The following is a 14,521-nucleotide window of genomic DNA, read 5'->3' on the forward strand; positions in this document are numbered from 1 at the left end:
TCCGCTAAGGTAAGGCTAAGTTAGGTAACCCTTAGTGGGTGACGGCTGCGGTGCGCCCGGCAGATATCTCGATGTCGAGATAACTCTAGTACATGGGCGCGGAATGGTCATGCGCGGGCGGGGGCGCGGCGCGGACGACACACCAGGGCCAGACCCCCTTCTCCTCGTGGGCGGCTCAGGAGACCCTGATAAACGGGCGATGAATGTCCGCTCAACACGCGACCGACGCAGGCAGTTGCGCCGATCCTCGCGCAGCGACCCTCGTGCGCCGAACAGCATCTCGTACCAGGTTTCGTACGATATTGGATGATTTAGATGGACCTTTCGGGCAAAGTTGCATGTAAGTCGCCAGGCGTCACTGACGTCACGTCACTCGAATGGACCCCCCTGACGGGAGCCATCTCATATCTGAGATAGCCTCAGCCTCATGGCAGACGACTACCTCGTACGCATCGGCAAGCTCATTCGTGACGCCCGGCAACACCGAGGCTGGACACAGACGCAGCTCGCGGAGGCGCTCGGCACCAGTCAGAGCGCGGTGAACCGCATCGAGCGCGGGAACCAGAACATCAGCCTTGAGATGATCGCGCGGATCGGTGAAGCCCTGGACAGCGAGATCGTGTCGCTGGGGTACGCGGGGCCGATGCATCTGCGAGTCGTCGGCGGTCGCCGGCTGTCCGGCGCCATCGACGTGAAGACCAGCAAGAACGCCTGCGTGGCGCTGCTGTGCGCCTCACTGCTCAACAAGGGCCGCACGGTGCTGCGCCGAGTGGCCCGCATCGAGGAGGTGTACCGCCTGCTGGAGGTGCTGAACTCCATCGGGGTGCGCACGCGCTGGATCAACGACGGCGTCGACCTGGAGCTGGTGCCGCCGGCCGAGCTGGAGATGGCGGCGATCGACGCGGACGCCGCCGTACGCACCCGCTCGATCATCATGTTCCTCGGCCCGCTGCTGCACCGCATGGACGCCTTCAAGCTGCCGTACGCCGGTGGCTGCGACCTCGGCACCCGGACCATCGAGCCGCACATGATCGCGCTGCGCCGCTTCGGCCTGGACATCGCGGCCACCGAGGGCCAGTACCACGCGCAGGTCGACCGCACGGTCCGGCCCGACCGCCCGATCGTGCTGACGGAGCGCGGCGACACCGTGACCGAGAACGCGCTGCTGGCCGCCGCCCGGTACGACGGCGTCACGGTCATCCGCAACGCCTCCTCCAACTACATGGTCCAGGACCTGTGCTTCTTCCTGGAGGCGCTCGGCGTCAAGGTCGAGGGCATCGGCACCACCACGCTCACCGTGCACGGCGTGCCGAACATCGACGTCGACGTGGACTACTCCCCCTCCGAGGACCCGGTCGAGGCGATGAGCCTCCTGGCCGCCGCCGTGGTGACCGAGTCGGAGCTGACGGTGCGCCGGGTGCCGATCGAGTTCCTGGAGATCGAGCTGGCGGTCCTGGAGGAGATGGGCCTCGACCACGACCGCAGCCCCGAGTACTGCGCGGACAACGGCCGTACGCGCCTGGTGGACCTCACGGTCCGCCCCTCCAAGCTCGAAGCCCCCATCGACAAGATCCACCCCATGCCCTTCCCGGGCCTGAACATCGACAACGTCCCGTTCTTCGCGGCCATCGCGGCGGTCGCGCAGGGCAAGACCCTGATCCACGACTGGGTCTACGACAACCGGGCGATCTACCTCACGGACCTCAACCGCCTCGGTGGCCGCCTGCAGTTGCTGGATCCGCATCGCGTCCTGGTCGAGGGGCCGACCCGCTGGCGCGCCGCCGAGATGATGTGCCCGCCGGCCCTCCGCCCCGCCGTGGTCGTCCTGCTGGCGATGATGGCGGCCGAGGGCACGTCGGTGCTGCGCAACGTGTATGTCATCAACCGGGGTTACGAGGATCTCGCCGAGCGCCTGAACTCGATCGGAGCGCAGATCGAGACCTTCCGGGACATCTAGGAACCCGGACCGTCCGGCACAGAGGACCCCGCCCCGGCATTGCCGGAGCGGGGTTTGTCCATGCCGTGGCCGACGACCCGAATCGGTTCGTCCTGATCGAACGGCCGTGGGCGGCGCGGAGCCGGTGTCCCGGTCTGCGGGAAGTCGGTTGACATCCAGTCAAACACTGGCCGACGCGCCGCAGGCCTCTTCCACCGTCGGACACGGCGGGTGATGCTCTGCTCACCGGGGGACATCAGGAGATTCACGACCGAGCCACGGAGGACTGGACGATGCCGCTCGGAAGGATCGCCGTGTACAACGACGCGGACGGCGTGGGCATCATCACCGGTGAGGACGGCGAACTGCGCCCGTTCTCGGGCATGGAGACGCAGACCACACGCGAGGGGCAGCGGGTGCTTTTCGACGTCGTAGGCAAGAAGGCCACCAATGTGATCGCCGTCCGGTGACGTGCGCCGGGCCGGCCCTACGATCGGCTCATGCGAGGGTGGACGAAGAGTCTGGACGCGGCCGGCGTCCGGGATCCAGGACTGCGTGCGGACTACGACCGGCAGCGCCGGCTGGTGCGGAGATACCGGCGCACCGCCTACGTGGCCGCCAGGCTGCTGCTGCCGGGGCAGTTGCTGGCGCACGTGGTGGCGATGACCGCCGTGATGCACCACGGGGACAACCTCCTGGACACCGGGCCGCTGCCGCAGCGCGAGGCGGCCTGGACCGACTGGGAGCAGCGCGTGCGGGAGGCGTTGAAGACCGGGACGAGTGACACCCCGCTGCTGCGCGCGCTCGTGCACACCGTGTCCGTCCGGCCTCGGCTGCGCGAGACCGTGGAGACCTATCTGGAGACCGCCACGGCCGAACTGCACTTCGCCGGCTTCGCCACCGAGGCCGACTATCAGGCCTATCTGGACGCGTACTCGTTCCCCGCCTTCATGCTGGTCGCGGACCTGCTCGGACCGGAGGACGACGACCGGCGGTACCGGGCCGCGTGCCGGACGTTCCTCGACGGCAGCCAGCGGCTCGACTTCGTCAACGACCTCGCCGAGGACCTGCGGGAGGGCCACGTGGGCATCCCGGTGGCCACCCTGGAACGCTTCTCGCTCGACGCGGCCGACCTGGCGGCGGGCCACTCCGGCGGCTTGGACGCGCTGGTGGCGGACCAGGTCGCCACCGCCCGCGCCTCGTTGCTGGCCGCCTGGGAGCTGCCCACGCTGGTCCCCGCTCCCGGACGGCGGCTCGTGCGCGCGCTGGTCGAGATCGAACTGCTCACCGCGGACGCGGTGCAGGCGCGCGGCGCCGGGGTGCTGCGCGGTTCCGTGAGCCCCCCGCCGGCCAGGGCCCTACGCGTTCTCGTGCGCCGGAACTGAAGCCCCGGGAGCGGCTGTCACGGAGACGCGGTCGGCCCAGGGGATCCAGAACGCCGTCACCGTGACGATCAGGGCCGACACGGCAACCGTGGTCATGCCCAGGGTCAGGGTCGTCGCGCCCGCCACGAAGCCGATCAGGGCGGGGCCCGCCAGCAGGCCCGTGGTGCCCATCGCGGCGACCAGCGCCAGGGCGTCGGAGCCGTGGCCGGCCGCGGCGACGTAGACGCACGGGGTGACGGCGGTCGCACCGAGGCCGACGCAGGCGAAGCCGAGCAGCGTCGGGACCACCCCGCCGGCCGCCAGAGCGAGGGCCAGGCCGGCGGCGGCCACCGCGCTGCCGGCCCGGACCACCCGGCCGTCACCGAAGCGCGTGCGCCAGCGGTCCGCGCGCAGGCGGGCCAGCAGCATCATCACGGAGACGACCGCGATGCCCAGCGGCGCCACCGTCGCGGACGCCTTGACCTCGTCCTTCAGATAGAGCGTCGACCAGTCGTTCATGGCGCCCTCCGTGATCGTGCCAAAGGCCATGGCGCAGCCCATGAGCAGGGTCGTCCAGGAGGGAAGGGTCCAACGGCCCGTGCTCCGTGGCTGGTTGGGCCTGTCCGGTTCCGTGTGGGTCAGCAGGGCGGGACGGGCGGCCGCGAGCAGGAGCAGCAACAGGGCGCCGGCCAGCGCGAAATGGGCCGGGACGGAGGTGGTCAGCGTCGTCACACCGGAGCTGAGCAGAGCGGCGGCGAGCAGGCCCGCGCTGAACGTGGCGTGCAGCTGGGACATGGCGGTGCGGTCGTACGAATGCTCCAGCGCGGCTCCCTGCGCGTTCATGGCCACGTTGAGGCAGCCGACCGCGACCCCGTCCGCGCACACGGCCAGCAGCGCCAGCGGGTAGTCGGGTACGGCGGGCAGGGCCCCCAGTACGGCGATCAGGCACCCGGCCGAGGCCAGGGACAGCCGGCGGGAGCCGAGGCGGCGCATCAGGACGGCGACCAGCGGGAAGGAGGCCGCCGCGCCGGCCCCGCAGGCCATCAGCAGCAGGCCCACCTCCCCGGCTCCCAGGTCCAGCCGGGTCTTGAGCGCGGGGAGGCGGGAGACCCAGGTGCCGTACTGGAAGCCGAGGAAGCAGAAGAGCGCGGCGATCGACCACTTGGCGCGCCGGAAGGAGGCCGTGGCCATCAGCTCGCCTCCCACAGTGCGACCAGCCGCGCCGACATGTACACCGCGCCGCTGCCGTAACCGGCGGGCAGCCGCGCCTCGTGATGCGGGCGGTAGCCGTTGGCCCGCCAGAACGGTTCCTTGCCGGCGACCGCGATCAGCGACATGGTCTCGAAGCCGCGGCTGCGGGCCGCGTCCTTCAGGTGGCCGACCAGCCGGGTGCCCAGCCCTCTGCGCCGTAGAGGCGCAGCGATGACGAGGTCGTGCAGATGGAGGTTGGCGGAGCGGTGGACCGTCAGCTCGGCCCGGGTCAGGTCGGGGTAGTGGAACCTCGGGTAGGGCAGGGCCAGTGCATAGCCCGCGATCCGGCCGTCGCGGTCCAGGACGAAGCAGGTGCCCGCCGCGGCCCGGGAGCGCAGCGCGGCCTCGCCCTCGGTGAGCGAGGTGTCCGCGTACGCCTCGGCCTCCAGGGCCGCGACCTGGGGCCAGTCGGCCTCGGTGACGGCCCGTATGAGGTCTCGCATGTCAGTGCTGTCCTTCCTGGCCGCGTACGCAGACGCACGGCAGCGGGCGGATGCCGTTGAAGCCCTGGGTCATATAGCTGGTGGCGTAGGCGCCGGCGGAGAGGATCCAGACCGGGTCGCCGGAGGTGAGGGACGCGGGGACGCGCACCGGGTGCCGGCCGTCGCCGTAGGTGTCGTCGCTGTCGCAGGTGGGGCCGGCGACGACGGCGGAGACGTACTCCTGTGCTCCGGGGCGGTCCGGGAAGACCATCCGGTGCGTCAACTGGTCCATTTCGTACAGGCCGTTGAACTTGCCGCAGCTCAGGTAGAGCCAGTGGACCTCGGTTCCGTCCGGTTGGCGGCGGCGGGTCAGCCGGGAGACGTGGGCGCGTACGGCGCCGTGGTCGGCGACCAGATGGCGGCCGGGTTCCATGACGAAGGCGAGCGGGGCGGAGGTGAGGGCGCGCAGATGGTCCATGCCCTCGCGGAGCACGGTGAAGATCTTGTCGAGGGGCGGGTCGAGCGGGTTGCCGTGCCGGTCCTGGTAACCGAGCGCGGGCAGGCCGCCGCCGAGGTTGACGTGGTCGGGTACGATCCCCCGCCCGGCCAGCGCCGTCAGCGTCTCGGCGAGGGTGTCGAGGGCCTGCTGCCAGCCCTCCGCGGTCATCTGCTGGGAGCCGACGTGCACGGACAGGCCGGCCGGGGTGAGACCGGCCGCGCGAGCCGTGGCCAGCACACGGACGGCGTCGTCGGGAGCGCAGCCGAACTTGCGGTTCAGGCCCCACAGCGCGCCCTCGCCGCTGGTGGCGAGACGGCAGAACACCCTGGCGCGGGGCGCGTGCGCGGCGATGGCGGTGACGTCCTCGACGCTGTCGGTGGCGAAGGTACGGACACCCAGGCGGTGGGCTTCGGCGATGTCCTGGTCGGACTTGACGGTGTTGCCGTAGTGGATGCGGGTTGGCTGCGCGCCGGCGTTGAGGGCTTGGGTGATTTCGGCGGGGCCGGCGGCGTCGAAGCCGGCGCCGCGGGCTGCGAGGGTGCGCAGGACCTCGTCGACGGGGCAGGCCTTGAGGGCGAAGCGGATGTGGGTTCCGGGCAACTCACTCAGCAGCGCGTCGTATTGGTGCTCTATGCCGGTGAGGTCGTAGATGATGCGGTCGGTGTCGGCTGAGGCGAGTTCTGTGGTGAGAGCTGCGCCGAGTGGTCCGGTGCGGGTTCGTGGTGGCTGCTCGCGCCGTTCCCCGCGCCTCTTCGGGGCGCTCATGCCCGAGCCGCCTCGACAAGCGTGGACCATGCCTCTGCCAAGTCCGCGAACGCCTCGATGTCCGACTCGGCCTCGTCCAGTAACCGGCCTCGTTCATCGGCGAGTCGGTCGCCGAATTCGGCGTAGCGACCGCCGAGCTTGCGGTACGCGGTGTCTATCCGGTCCAGGCGCCAGACGTTCTCGGTGCGGTCCAGGGCCGTGCTCTCCCTCAGGAGCTCCACGATCCGGCCCGCCCGTATCTGATGCCGCTCGTCCAGCAGACCGGTGCCTTCGGTGGCCATGCGGCCGTAGACGTCGTGGAAGTAGAGCATCGACAGCAGGAACTTCACGAACCGCCGCTGATAGGCGGGGAATCCAGTGCCGGTACGGCGTTCGGGGGTGTGGAAGTTCTCGATGTGGCGGTTGTGGAGAATGCCGGGGAGGCGGGCGTCGTGGATCAGGTGGAGGAGGAAGTAGTCGCTGCCGATGGTGTCGGTGGCGGGTGGCAGGGGGATCCGCTCGTACACCGCGCGGTCGAAGGCGATGTTGCACATGTCGACACGCATGGGGTCGACCAGGGTGAGGGTGGAGTGGTCTTCGGTGAAGGGTGCCGTGCCCGCGCCGGTGAAGGACTCCTCGACCAGCCGCCGTTTGCGTTCCTCCGGCCAGTCGACGGGTGCCCACAGGCTGACCACGTCGTGGTACACACCCTCGTCCAGCCGCTGTATCTCCCCTATGTCCACGGAGAGTTCACCGATGAAGGAGGCTCCGGCGAGGGAGACCGGGCGTTGCCGCAGCTCCGGGGGGAGGTCGGTGCGGGTGACCGCGCCGGCCGCTTCGTTGGCGGGACGGCCGAGGTGGGGCAGCTCGTGGTGGACCGGGAACACCGGTTGCCCGGCTTGGAATTGGTAGGCGCTGTCGGAGTCCCGGCGGTGCAGCGAGGTGCAGCCGAGGGCGGCGGCCAGCAGGAAGGCGCGGTTGGTGCAGGCGCCGTAGGAGACGGTGGGCGGGAGCATCAGGCGGAGCAGCCGGTCGGGGTCGGGCAGGCCCGCACGTTCGATCGTCCGGAGCAGGAAGATGCGTTGGGCGTACTCGTCGAGGTGGTGGACGGTCACGTGCGGGACCGGTTGCAGGGCGGCGACGGTCCGGGCGTGTCCGCCGCGGGTGCGGTCGTCGGAGGAATCGAGGATCAGGAGCTGGACGTCGACGCCGAAGCGGTCGGTGGCATAGGCGGCCTCGGCGTGGAGGGCGGCGATGGCGGCGGAGCAGGCCCGGTTGGTGGGCAGGCAGAGGCAGATGCGGTTCACTGTGCCTCTTCCGCGATGGCGGCCCAGGAGTCCAGTCCGAGCAGTCTCCGGCCGAGTGGGGTGAGCGTGGCGGGGCCGTAGCGGTCGGCCTCGGGCTCACGGGCGTCGCCGAGGAGGGTGGCGTTCCACTCGGGGGTGGCGAGGGTGCGCCAGGATTCGACGCGGGAGTCGCGCAGGGCGGTGTGCTCCTCCAGGGCGGGCATCATCGACAGGTACTGGACGGCTCGGACACCGTTGTCAGAGAGGTTCGGTGCGACGCCGTGCGCCAGCAGCCCGTTGAAGATGAGCAGGTCGCCGGCCTGGAGGTCGGGGCGGATCACCGGGAATTCGGCCCGGTCGGTGCCGGGCCGGACGGGGTCGCGGCCGGACGGCTGGGTCACGCGCCACTCCTCGAAGCGGCGGAAGAGCTCCGGCGCGCACTGGAAGCCGCCGAGCTCGGGCCGGGTGTCGCCCAGGGCGATGATGCCCTGCACGCGCTGCGGCAGGACGGCGAGAGTGGTGTCGACGTCCCAGTGCAGTTCGATGTCGAAGCCGTCGTCGGTGGGTTCGATCAGGGAGCGGGAACGGGTGCGTATGTTGGGCGGGTTGAGGTTGAGCCGGTCCAGGGTGACCCACAGCTCCTCGCAGTCCCAGACGTCCACGAAGGCGTCGTAGACCCGCTGCGTCTGGCGGCTGTCCCAGAGGAGCTGGTGATGGTAGGCCTCGACGAAGCCGTAGATGAACAGGTGCTGGTCGAGTTCGGAGCGGAACTCCGGCTCCTCGTACCAGGTTTCGGGGCGGTCCGGGTCGAGGCCCTGGAACTGCCAGGCGAAGTCGAGGAGTTGCTTGGCCTCGCCTGGGGTTATGGCCTCACGGACGACGACGTAGCCGTATGTCTGCCAGAAGGCGAAGTCCGCTTCGGACAGCACCCGCAGGGGGTGGGACTTCGCGAGGTCGCGCAGGGGGGCGGGGCGAGGTAGGTCTCGCCGTCGGCGCTGAAGTAGGGGCGTGTGGAGGCGGCTCGGTGGAGGAAGGGGTGGGGCGTTTGCATGCGATTCCTCTGGAACACAAGGGCGGTTGGGATCCGGGAAAAGAGCAAGGTCGAGTGGGCCGCCCGCGCCGGCGGGCGGCCGATGGGCCCGTGGGTCAGCCCGCTACGACCGCCTCGGCGGCCGCCACCGAGCAGACTCGGGCGGCGCCGTAGGTGGCGATGTGCAGGGCGCCGCGCGGGGCGGCCTGCGGCAGGCCCATCTCCACGACGACGGTGTCGGGGCGGGCGGTGAGCAGGGTGTCGAGGGCGGCGCCCATCCAGGGGTGCCGGTGCTCGTCGCGGACCACGGCGACGATCCGGCGGCCCCGCAAGGCGGCGAGTGCCGCTTCACCGGCTCCCTCGCCGGAGAAGGAGGCGGATTCGGTGCCGGGCAGCAGCCGCTCCAGCTCGGCGGCGACGCCCCAAGGGGTCTGGTCGCCGACGGCGATGTTGCGGGCCGGCTCGAACTGGGCGACATGGACCGGTGCGGTGAGCGGTGCGGCGGCGCCGGACCGGGTCACCCGCAGCGCGCGGCGGGCCGCGACCAGGCCGATCTCCGGCTGCGGCTCGGTGTCCACCCCGCTGTGCGCCTGGGCGGTCCAGCGGGCCAGGTCGCGCACCCGGGCAGCCGCGTCGGCGAGCCGTTCCTCGGGCAGTTCGCCGGAGCGTACGGCGGCCACGAGCGCGTCCCTGAGCCCCAGGACCGTACCCTCGTCGCACAGTCCGCCACCGACGCAGATGGCGTCGGCGCCGGCCGCGATCGCGAGGACCACGCCGTTCGCCAGGCCGTAGGTGCCGGAGATCGCGCGCATCTCCATGCCGTCGGTGACGATCAGGCCCTGGTAGCCGAGTTCGTCACGCAGCAGCTCGGTGAGGATGCGGCGGGACAGGGTGCCGGGGCGGTCCGGGTCGAGGGCGGGCACGAGGATGTGCGCGCTCATGATCGCCCGGGTGCCGACGGCGATGGCCGCACGGAACGGCGGGAGTTCGCGGGCGTAGAGGGTGTCGGCGTCGACGTCGATGCGGGGTACGGCGTGGTGGGAGTCGACGTTGGTGTCGCCGTGGCCCGGGAAGTGCTTGGTGCAGGCCGCTACGCCGGTGGACTGGAGGCCCTCCACCCAGGCGGCGGTGTGCCGGGCGACCAGATCGGTGCTCGCGCCGAAGGAGCGGACGCCGATGACGGGGTTGTCGGGGTTGGCGTTGACGTCGGCGGAGGGCGCCCAGTCGAAGTTGACGCCGCAGGCGGCCAGGCGCCGGCCCAGCTCGCGGGAGACGGCGCGGGTGAGGTCGGGGTCGTCCACGGCGCCGAGGGCGTGGTTGCCGGGGAAGGAGGAGCCGGTGCGCACGTCGAGGCGGGTGACGTCGCCGCTCTCCTCGTCGATGGCGACGAGCAGGTCTTCCCGCTCGGCCCGCAACTGCGCGGTGAGCGTGGTGACTTGCTCCTCGGTGATGACGTTGCGGCCGAACAGGGCGACGGAGGCGAGTCCCTCACCGAGGCGGCGGCGCACCCAGTCGGGCGCGGTGGTGCCGTCGAACCCGGGCTGGAGGACCGCGAGGGCGTCGCGGGTGAGGGTGCCGCCCGCGGCGCCTCCGCTGTCGGACGCGGTGGTGGCGAGTGTGGTCATCGGGGCGTCATCCCTTCACGGCGCCGTCGGTCAGACCGCTGACAGCCTTGCGTTGCAGGAAGATGAAGAGGATCAGGATGGGCAGCGCGAACAGGGACGAGGCGGCCATCGTGGCGCCCCAGTCGTCGCCGAAGGCGGTCTGGAACTGCGACAGCCACAGCGGCAGCGTCTGCTTCTCGATGTCCTTGTTGAGGATCAGGACGAGCGGGAACTCGTTCCATGCGGTGATGAACCCGAACAGCGAGGTGGCCATGAGGCCGGGCGCCAGCAGCGGGAAGATCACCTTGCGGAAGGCCTGCATACGGGTGCAGCCGTCGACCATCGCCGACTCCTCCAGCTCCTTCGGCACGGCGGCGACGTAGCCGCGCAGCGTCAGGATGGTGAGGGGCAGCACCATCATCGTGTAGAAGACGGTGAGCGGGACCAGGCTGTTGAGCATGTCGTTGTCACGGACGATCATGTAGATGGCGATGATCATGACCTCCCAGGGGGCCATCTGCGCCAGCATGAAGGTCACGATGAGCCCGCGTCGCCCCCGGAACCGCATCCGCGCCAGCGCGAACGCGGCGAACAGGGCGATGACGAGCGAGACCAGCACCGAACAGACCGTGACGGTGACCGAGTTGAGGACCAGCGTCCAGAAGTGGTCGGCGTGGACCGCCCTCGTGAAGTGGCTGAAGGTGACGTTCGTCGGGAACCACACCGGGTTCTCGGAGATGATGTCGTTGGTGGGCTTGAAGGCCGTCGCGAACATCCAGTAGACGGGGAACACGAAGCCGGCGAAGAGGATGACGGCGGTCGCGTTGGGCCAGATACGGCCGAAGAGCGAGCGCTTCACAGCTCGTCCTCCTCTTGCTTGAGCACCATGCGCAGGTAGTACGAGGTGATGACGAGCAGCGCCAGGATGGTCAGGAAGGAGATCGCCGCGCCGACTCCGAAGTGCTGGTTGCCGACGCCCTCGACATAGGCGTAGATCGGCAGGGTCTCGGTGAGGCGGTCGGGGCCGCCCTCGTTGATGGCGAAGACCTGCGGGAACGCCTTGAAGACCCAGATGACCTCAAGGAAGGTCGTGGAGTAGAGGAACGGCCGCAGAAAGGGCAGGGTCACGGAGGTGAAGCTCTGCCAGGCGCCGGCGCCGTCCAGGGCGGCGGCCTCGTACAGCTCCTTGGGGATGGTAGTGGTGGCGGCGTACAGGTTGATCGCGACGAACGGGACCGACTGCCACACGATGAGCAGGACGATCACGGAGAAGGTGGAGAACTGGCTGCCCATCCAGTTGTAGTCGGCCATGGAGTGCCAACCCAGCTTGTCCAGGACCCAGTTGACGACGCCGAAGCGCTGGGCGAACAGCCACTGGTAGACGGTGGTGGCCGCGATGTAGGGCATGGCCCAGGCGAGGACGAGGCCCACCAGGAGCGTGAGCCGCATCTTCTTGCCGAGGCGGGCCAGCAGCAGCCCGATCAGGGTGCCGAACGCCATGATCAGGACCACGTTGGCGGCGGTGAAGAAGACCGAGCGCTCGACGACCTTCCAGAAGTCCGAACCGGTCAGGACCTCCTTGTAGTTGTCGACGCCGTTCCACTCGGTGAGGTGCTGGATGAGCTGCCGCGGGTTGAGGTTCTGGAACGACAGCATGCCGTTCTTGACCAGGGGCCAGCCGAGCAGGACCACCGTGGCCAGCAGTGCGGGCAGCAGGAGCAGGTAGGGGGCGGCAACGCCGCGGCGGGACGGGGACCCGGAGTCACGGTCCGCACCCCGCGGCGGCCCCGGTATCCGGGCCTTGCGGACAGCGGGCTCCCCGGCCGTGTCCGTGCCTTCGGTCTGCACTGACATCAATTGCCATCTCTTCCGTGGCCGTACGAACTCCGTGTGCCGTACGTGCGGACGGGACACGGAGCCGGGGGCGCCCGTCGTGGCGCCCCCGGCGGGTCATCAGTTCTGCTGGGCCAGGCGCTTGTTGATCTCACCCTCGACGTCCTTGGCGGCCGCCGCCGGGTCCTTGCCGGTGAGCACCGCGGTCATGTAGGACTTGATCGGATTCGGGGTGTTCTCCACCGCGGCCCACTCCGGGATCAGCGGGGTGGTGCCGCCGCCCGCTGCGGCGGGCGCGGCGGCCTCGGCGGCGGCGTTGCCCTTGAGGTTGCTCTGCAGGGACGTCTTGTTGGGGACGATGCCGTTGAGCTTGGCCAGTTCACCCTCGTACTGGTCGGACAGGGCGACCTTCAGGAACTCCTTGGCCAGGGACTGCTTCTTGCTGTTCTGGGCGACGGCGAGGTTGGAGCCGCCGAGGAAGACGCCCTCGGGCTTGTCGGCCGTCGCGCCCGGGATGGTGAAGTAGCCGAGGTCCTTCTCGATGGACTTGTTGGTCTGGATGGCGGTCCCGGCCTCCCAGCCCATGCCGATGATGGCGCCGGTCTTGCCCTTGGCGAAGATCGTGGCCTGCTGCGGGGTGGCCTCGTCCTTGTCCTTGGGGGCCTTGGAGTAGGAGGCGTACTTCTTGTAGATCTCCATGGCGGCGGAGACCTTCGGGTCGGCGAGGCTGGAGACGTACTTGCCGCCCTGCTTCTTCACCAGCTCGCCGCCCTGGCCGATGATCAGGCCGTCGAGGAAGTACCAGTTCTGGCCCGGCAGATAGAGCGGCTCGGCGTCGGTCTTCTTGCCGATGGTGTCGAGGTCCTTGAAGAACTCGTCGCGGGTCTTCGGGGTGGACGTGATGCCGGCCTTCGCCCAGATCGCCTTGTTGTAGATGACGACGCGGTTGGCGAAGTACCAGGGGGCGGCGTACTGCTTGCCCTCGAACACGGAGGACTGGGAGACCGACGGAGTCCAGTCGGCACCGGTCTCCTTCTTGACGTCGGCGAGGTCGGCGAGACCGCCGGTGGCCGCGTAGGCGGGGGTCTGGGTGTTGCCGACCTCCAGGACGTCCGGCGGGTTGTCCTCGGAGAGGGCGGTGGTGATCTTCTGCTGGATCCCGTCCCACTTCTGGATCTCGAACTTGACCTTCGCGCCGGTCTTCTTCTCGAAGGCGGCCTGGACGTCCTTGGTCCACTGTGGCGGCGCGGAGCCGTCCATGGTCCAGACCGTCAGCGTCTGGCCCTTCCAGCTGCCCGGTCCCGCGTCCTTGCCGCTGTTTCCGCCACACGCCGCAACGGAGACCATCATGCCCGCGATCACGATCGCGGCAGCGAGCTTGCGCTTCACGCCACCCTCCTCAGGGATGCCTCTAACCCCCCACGCCCTCGGCGGTGACCTGCGTACGACGCTGTTGCACGTAGGGCTCGGGACCTGGCCACTAATGGTGTAGACCAGTACGGTGGAGCTTGGCCTAGACCTTTCGGGGTGTCAAGGGTGGCCCCGGAAGGCGATTCCGGCCGTTACGAGAACGTCACCGGAGTGCGTCCGTCCGGATCCTCCCCTTTCGCCCGGGCATCCGGCTGGACCGCGCCGGCGGTAGCGAGTTGGACTAGACCATAGGGCAGTTGGTCGCTATAACGGGAGACCGTCGACACAGCCGGGAAGGCAGGCATGACCACCGACGTCAGCAGCGCCCAGCCGCACAGAGGGGCGTCCGGCCGCACCGCGCGCGTGCCGAAGTACTACCGGATCAAACAGCGGCTGCTCGCCATGGCCGAGGAACTGCAGCCCGGCTCGGCCATGCCGGCCGAGCGGCTGCTCGCCGTCCGCTTCGACACCTCACGGACCACCGTCCGGCAGGCGCTGCAGGAACTGGTCGGCGAGGGCCGCCTCGACCGGATCCAGGGCAAGGGCACCTTCGTCGCCCAGCCCAAGCTGTACCGCACGCTCCAGCTCACCTCGCACACCGAGGACATGCGGGCGCAGGGACTCACGCCCGCCTCACAGGTGCTGGACATCGGGGAGGTACCGGCCGACGAGCGGCTCGCGGGCCTGCTCGGCATCGGGATCGGCGAACGGGTGCTGCGCATCGAGCGGCTGCGGCTGGCCAGCGGCGACCCCATGGCGATCGAGACCACCCATCTCTCCGTGCGCCGCTTTCCCGGTCTGCGCGCCTCCCTGACCACGTACCCCTCGCTCTACACCGCGCTCGCCGAGGTGTACGGCGTCCATCTCGCGGAGGCCGACGAGACCATCGAGACCTCGCTGTCGACCCCGCGCGAGGCGCAGTTGCTCGCCACGGACGTGGGGTTGCCGATGCTGTTGCTGTCCCGGCATTCGCGGGACGCCGAGGGGACACCGGTGGAGTGGGTGCGGTCGGTGTACCGGGGGTCGCGGTACAAGTTCGTGGCGGCGCTGCGCCGGCCGGTGGAGGGAGCGGTGGTACGGCGGGCCGGCGGGTCCTGGTGAAGTGACGGTGGTGCCGTCGGCCGTCGAGGTGCCGTGGCCGT

12 protein-coding genes and 1 pseudogene are annotated in these 14,521 nt (G+C 69.9%); 4 read left to right on the top strand and 9 right to left on the bottom strand.

Annotated features, from left to right (window positions below; all coding sequences use genetic code 11):
• The first annotated feature begins 427 nt into the window (after positions 1 to 427).
• From AV521_RS39070 to AV521_RS39075, 3 genes are all read left to right on the top strand, one after another.
• Positions 428 to 1,957, top strand: a complete 1,530-nt coding sequence (locus tag AV521_RS39070; RefSeq protein ID WP_076095734.1) for a UDP-N-acetylglucosamine 1-carboxyvinyltransferase — start codon at positions 428 to 430, stop codon at positions 1,955 to 1,957.
• Between the two features lie 272 nt (positions 1,958 to 2,229).
• On the top strand, positions 2,230 to 2,406 hold the full coding sequence (locus tag AV521_RS49740; protein ID WP_179023728.1) for a cold-shock protein: 177 nt from the start codon (positions 2,230 to 2,232) through the stop codon (positions 2,404 to 2,406).
• Between the two features lie 30 nt (positions 2,407 to 2,436).
• Complete coding sequence (locus AV521_RS39075; protein ID WP_076095736.1) at positions 2,437 to 3,321, top strand: squalene/phytoene synthase family protein; 885 nt, start codon at positions 2,437 to 2,439, stop codon at positions 3,319 to 3,321.
• Here AV521_RS39075 and AV521_RS39080 read toward each other — a convergent pair.
• The 9 genes and pseudogenes from AV521_RS39080 to AV521_RS39120 all read right to left on the bottom strand — a co-directional run bounded on the left by AV521_RS39080 (position 3,295) and on the right by AV521_RS39120 (position 13,358).
• Positions 3,295 to 4,491 (bottom strand): MFS transporter, encoded by a 1,197-nt coding sequence (locus AV521_RS39080; protein WP_076095809.1) that lies wholly within the window; start codon positions 4,489 to 4,491, stop codon positions 3,295 to 3,297. The two genes, AV521_RS39075 and AV521_RS39080, sit on opposite strands and share 27 nt — an antisense overlap.
• Entirely contained in the window at positions 4,491 to 4,994 is a 504-nt protein-coding gene (locus tag AV521_RS39085) for a GNAT family N-acetyltransferase (protein ID WP_076095738.1), read from the bottom strand. The genes AV521_RS39080 and AV521_RS39085 overlap by 1 nt, the downstream gene beginning before the upstream one ends.
• A 1-nt stretch (position 4,995) precedes the next feature.
• On the bottom strand, positions 4,996 to 6,237 hold the full coding sequence (locus AV521_RS39090; protein WP_076095740.1) for a type III PLP-dependent enzyme: 1,242 nt from the start codon (positions 6,235 to 6,237) through the stop codon (positions 4,996 to 4,998).
• Positions 6,234 to 7,523, bottom strand: a complete 1,290-nt coding sequence (locus tag AV521_RS39095) for a DUF6271 family protein (RefSeq protein ID WP_076095741.1) — start codon at positions 7,521 to 7,523, stop codon at positions 6,234 to 6,236. Before AV521_RS39095 ends, AV521_RS39090 begins: the two co-directional genes overlap by 4 nt.
• Positions 7,520 to 8,553: pseudogene (locus AV521_RS39100) on the bottom strand (phytanoyl-CoA dioxygenase family protein). The gene AV521_RS39095 and the pseudogene AV521_RS39100 overlap by 4 nt, the downstream one beginning before the upstream one ends.
• A 95-nt stretch (positions 8,554 to 8,648) precedes the next feature.
• Positions 8,649 to 10,157, bottom strand: coding sequence for a glycoside hydrolase family 3 protein (locus AV521_RS39105; protein WP_076095743.1), 1,509 nt, complete (start codon positions 10,155 to 10,157; stop codon positions 8,649 to 8,651).
• 7 nt (positions 10,158 to 10,164) lie between these two features.
• Positions 10,165 to 10,995: a carbohydrate ABC transporter permease gene (locus tag AV521_RS39110; protein ID WP_076095745.1), complete on the bottom strand. Its 831-nt coding sequence runs from the start codon at positions 10,993 to 10,995 to the stop codon at positions 10,165 to 10,167.
• Positions 10,992 to 11,990 (bottom strand): carbohydrate ABC transporter permease, encoded by a 999-nt coding sequence (locus AV521_RS39115; protein WP_076095747.1) that lies wholly within the window; start codon positions 11,988 to 11,990, stop codon positions 10,992 to 10,994. Before AV521_RS39115 ends, AV521_RS39110 begins: the two co-directional genes overlap by 4 nt.
• Before the next feature lie 99 nt (positions 11,991 to 12,089).
• On the bottom strand, positions 12,090 to 13,358 hold the full coding sequence (locus AV521_RS39120) for an extracellular solute-binding protein (protein WP_076095749.1): 1,269 nt from the start codon (positions 13,356 to 13,358) through the stop codon (positions 12,090 to 12,092).
• A 324-nt stretch (positions 13,359 to 13,682) separates the two neighbouring features.
• On the opposite strand from AV521_RS39120, the gene AV521_RS39125 reads away from it, so the two are divergent.
• The gene (locus AV521_RS39125; RefSeq protein ID WP_076095751.1) at positions 13,683 to 14,480 is read left to right on the top strand and encodes a GntR family transcriptional regulator; all 798 of its coding nucleotides are present in this window, start codon (positions 13,683 to 13,685) and stop codon (positions 14,478 to 14,480) included.
• The last annotated feature ends 41 nt before the right edge of the window (positions 14,481 to 14,521 follow it).

Source organism: Streptomyces sp. IMTB 2501, assembly GCF_001953885.1.
Classification (GTDB): domain Bacteria; phylum Actinomycetota; class Actinomycetes; order Streptomycetales; family Streptomycetaceae; genus Streptomyces.

What these genes read in the sequence shown, in the direction of transcription:
- AV521_RS39075 (WP_076095736.1), top strand. Translation starts at nt 2,437, where the DNA reads ATGCGAGGGTGGACGAAGAGTCTGGACGCGGCCGGCGTCCGGGATCCA.
- AV521_RS39080 (WP_076095809.1), bottom strand. Translation starts at nt 4,491, where the DNA reads ATGGCCACGGCCTCCTTCCGGCGCGCCAAGTGGTCGATCGCCGCGCTC.
- AV521_RS39115 (WP_076095747.1), bottom strand. Translation starts at nt 11,990, where the DNA reads ATGTCAGTGCAGACCGAAGGCACGGACACGGCCGGGGAGCCCGCTGTC.
- AV521_RS39085 (WP_076095738.1), bottom strand. Translation starts at nt 4,994, where the DNA reads ATGCGAGACCTCATACGGGCCGTCACCGAGGCCGACTGGCCCCAGGTC.
- AV521_RS39105 (WP_076095743.1), bottom strand. Translation starts at nt 10,157, where the DNA reads ATGACCACACTCGCCACCACCGCGTCCGACAGCGGAGGCGCCGCGGGC.
- AV521_RS39125 (WP_076095751.1), top strand. Translation starts at nt 13,683, where the DNA reads ATGACCACCGACGTCAGCAGCGCCCAGCCGCACAGAGGGGCGTCCGGC.
- AV521_RS39090 (WP_076095740.1), bottom strand. Translation starts at nt 6,237, where the DNA reads ATGAGCGCCCCGAAGAGGCGCGGGGAACGGCGCGAGCAGCCACCACGA.
- AV521_RS49740 (WP_179023728.1), top strand. Translation starts at nt 2,230, where the DNA reads ATGCCGCTCGGAAGGATCGCCGTGTACAACGACGCGGACGGCGTGGGC.
- AV521_RS39070 (WP_076095734.1), top strand. Translation starts at nt 428, where the DNA reads ATGGCAGACGACTACCTCGTACGCATCGGCAAGCTCATTCGTGACGCC.